3 protein-coding genes are annotated in these 3,032 nt (G+C 60.7%); 1 reads left to right on the top strand and 2 read right to left on the bottom strand.

What is annotated here, in order from left to right:
• Window positions 1-365 (top strand): M67 family metallopeptidase (locus tag VIH17_04915; GenBank protein HEY4682574.1); only part of this gene is annotated, 365 nt, incomplete at its 5' end.
• A 46-nt stretch (window positions 366-411) separates the two neighbouring features.
• Here the strand turns inward: VIH17_04915 and VIH17_04910 are convergent.
• Together VIH17_04910 and glyA are read right to left on the bottom strand one after the other, a co-directional pair.
• On the bottom strand, window positions 412-1,536 hold the full coding sequence (locus VIH17_04910) for a glycosyltransferase family 1 protein (GenBank protein HEY4682573.1): 1,125 nt from the start codon (window positions 1,534-1,536) through the stop codon (window positions 412-414).
• An 81-nt stretch (window positions 1,537-1,617) separates the two neighbouring features.
• Complete coding sequence (glyA, locus tag VIH17_04905) at window positions 1,618-2,961, bottom strand: serine hydroxymethyltransferase (protein ID HEY4682572.1); 1,344 nt, start codon at window positions 2,959-2,961, stop codon at window positions 1,618-1,620.
• Between the last annotated feature and the right edge of the window lie 71 nt (window positions 2,962-3,032).

The following is a 3,032-nucleotide window of genomic DNA, read 5'->3' as shown; positions in this document are numbered from 1 at the left end:
AGGCGCGGCGGCACCATCCGCTGGAGTGCTGCGGTCTGCTTGCCGGCCGCCAGGGCTTGATAACCGACATTTATCCCGCCACCAACTCTCTCGCGAGCCCGGTAGCCTATGAGATTCCGCCGGAGGAACTTTTCCGCTTCTTTCGCGAGATGCGGAACCGCGGCCTCCAACATCTCGGCATCTACCACTCCCACCCTTCCGGGGAGGTCCACCCTTCCGCGCAGGACGTCGAGCGAGCGTACTACCCAGAGGTTGCCTACTTCGTGGTGGTTTCACACCGCGAGGCGAGAACTGCCTGCGCAGCCTTTTCCATCCGCGACGGCCAGGTTCGGAAGATGGAGCTCGAGATTCTTGAGGCGGGATAGCCGACAACGTGGTTTTTCTGAAAGCTACGCGCGATGCCTCCGCGGATTAGCGGGCTGCTGCCTCGAGGTAGAGATCGCGGACGAGCATGGCCGCACGCTCCCAGGAAAAGCGCTTGATCTGCTCGAAGCCCTGCGAGATGACTTGCCGGCGGATTCCTTCATCGAGTAATACCTGGCGAATGCCGCGGGCGATCTCAAAGACATTTTCGGGATTAACCTGGACCGCCGCCTGACCCACGACCTCGGGCAACGAGGAAACGTTTGAGGTTACCACCGGCGTACCGTGGGCCATGGCTTCCAGCGGCGGCAATCCAAATCCCTCTTGCAGAGACGGGAACACAAAGGCCTCGGCCCGGCGATAGAAGACACGCAAAATCTGGTAGGGAACAAACCCCAGGAAGCGAACGTCCTGGCGCAAGTGAGTTTGCGTAACGGTGCGACGCAACTCCGGATGCTTTGTCAGCTCATCGCCGATGACAATCAACTTCAAATGGGCGAAGCGGGGATGGTTGGCCAGTTCCGCCTTCAGCACCGCAAAGGCTTCAATCAAACGGGGCAAATTCTTTTGCGGCCGAATGTTTCCGGCGTAGAGCAGATAGGGATAGCTCACCTGGTAACGCTCGAGGACGCGATCCTGGTCGGGGGGCTCGTGGTCGTGTGTTAAGCGCTCGTCGAGCGCGTTGTAAACGACTTTGATTTTCGATTCGGGGAGATTGAAGAGCCGGCAGAGCTCGCGCCGCGTGGCTTGCGAAACCGCAATCACCCGGCTGGCGCGATTCAAAGCGCGGCGGGCAAACCAATACTCGATGCTCTTGCCCCGCTGCAGGCTGACGGTGCGGCCGAGGATGGAAGTTAAATCGTGAACCGTGATAATCAGCGGGCAAGGGATAATGGCGGGAGCGTAAAAGTAGGGCATGTGCAGGATGTCCACGCGGCGGCGGCGGAGCACAAAAGGCAAATGGAAATGCGTAGCCGCAGAGTCCACTTTGTGCGGGTAGGGAAGAAGCTTGAAATTGGACGGGAGGGTTTCCAGCTCGGCCAGGTGGGCCTCCCGGCCGATCAGCAGATAGCGGTTTTCGCGGTCGAGCCGAGCGAGCTGGTTGACAAGATTGCGGACGTAGGTGCCCACACCGAAGTCGGAGATGCGACGGATGTCCAGCGCCACCTGCATGCCGGGATCACCTCGCGCGAGCCCCGATAGCTATCGGGGCGAGCCTTCCAGGCGCTTGTCGAGAGGGGCGAGATCTTCCGTTCACGATTTCCGCACCGCTGCTTCCTGAAGCGCCGGCTGGAAGCACATTTTTGCGCCGTCACAGCCCTCCCATCGCAAGGGGTAGAGAGGGAAGCGATCAGTCATCGCCCGCACCTCTTCGCGAATCCGGGCCAGCCGCGCCTCGTCCGTCCGATGGCCAAGGACATCAGAAATCCAGTCAGCGATCTGGGCCATTTCCCTCTCCCCCATGCCTCGCGTTGTGACCGCCGGCGTGCCGATACGGATCCCACTTGCCTTGAGCGGTGGAAGCGTGTCAAACGGTATGGCATTCTTGTTGACCGTGATGCCGGCCTTTTCCAGCGCCAATTCGGCTTCGCGCCCGGTCAAGCCCTTGGCATACACGTCCACAAGCATCAAATGGTTGTCGGTGCCCCCGGAGACAATGCGGGAACCATTCTCCTGGAGGCGCCGGGCCAGCGCCTTGGCGTTGGCGATGACTTGCTGCTGATAGGCGCGAAATTCAGGCTCCATCGCTTCCTTGAGGCAAACCGCCTTGGCGGCAATGGTGTTGACCAGCGGCCCGCCCTGGCTCCCGGGAAAAATCAACTTGTCCAGCTCCTTGGCAAATGCTTCGCGGCAGAACACCATGCCCCCCCGTGGCCCGCGCAAAGTCTTGTGGGTGGTGGTGGTGACAAAATCGGAATGGGGCACGGGATTGGGATGCAGCCCGGCGGCAATCAGCCCGGCGATATGGGCGATATCCACCATGAGCAGGGCGCCCGTGGCTTTGGCGATCGCTTCCATGCGCTCAAAATCAATGACGCGCGGATAAGCGCTCGCACCCGCCACGATCAGCTTGGGTTTGTGTTCGCGGGCCAGCCGTTCCATCTCGTCGTAATCAATGCGCTCATCCTCCTTGCTCACGCCGTAGGGGATGAACCGGTACCACTTGCCGGAAAAGTTGAGCGGATGGCCGTGGGTCAGGTGGCCGCCATGAGAAAGATTCATGCCGAGGACCGTATCGCCGGGCTGGAGAACGGTCAGATAGACGGCGATATTGGCTTGGGTGCCGGAATGGGCCTGAACGTTGGCGTGCTCAGCGCCGAAAATTTTTTTGGCGCGATCAATGGCGAGCTGCTCGACGCGATCGACATGCTCGCAACCACCGTAGTAGCGCCTCCCCGGGTAGCCTTCCGCGTACTTATTGGTGAAAACCGAGCCCATCGCCTCGAAGACGGCTTCACTCACAAAATTTTCCGAAGCGATGAGCTCGAGCCCGCTGGCCTGGCGCCGGACCTCGTCGCGGATGATGTCAGCCACCTCCGGATCCACAGCCTTCAGCGGCAAGCTCATCTTGCTGTTGTCAACGATGGTCATAGGCATACCCCCCTCCCGAAGCCTTCGCCCCGATGGATCGGGGCAAGGGACCGGGCGGGTCAGCGTTGTTTGGCCTG

The sequence above is a fragment of the Candidatus Acidiferrales bacterium genome (genome assembly GCA_036514995.1).
GTDB lineage: Bacteria > Acidobacteriota > Terriglobia > Acidiferrales > DATBWB01 > DATBWB01.
Note: the sequence above shows the minus strand (reverse complement) of the source record. Positions and strands in the feature narration are given on the sequence as shown.

Excerpts from the sequence above, each read along its gene's own strand:
- VIH17_04910 (HEY4682573.1), bottom strand. The coding sequence starts at position 1,536 with ATGCAGGTGGCGCTGGACATCCGTCGCATCTCCGACTTCGGTGTGGGC.
- glyA (HEY4682572.1), bottom strand. The coding sequence starts at position 2,961 with ATGCCTATGACCATCGTTGACAACAGCAAGATGAGCTTGCCGCTGAAG.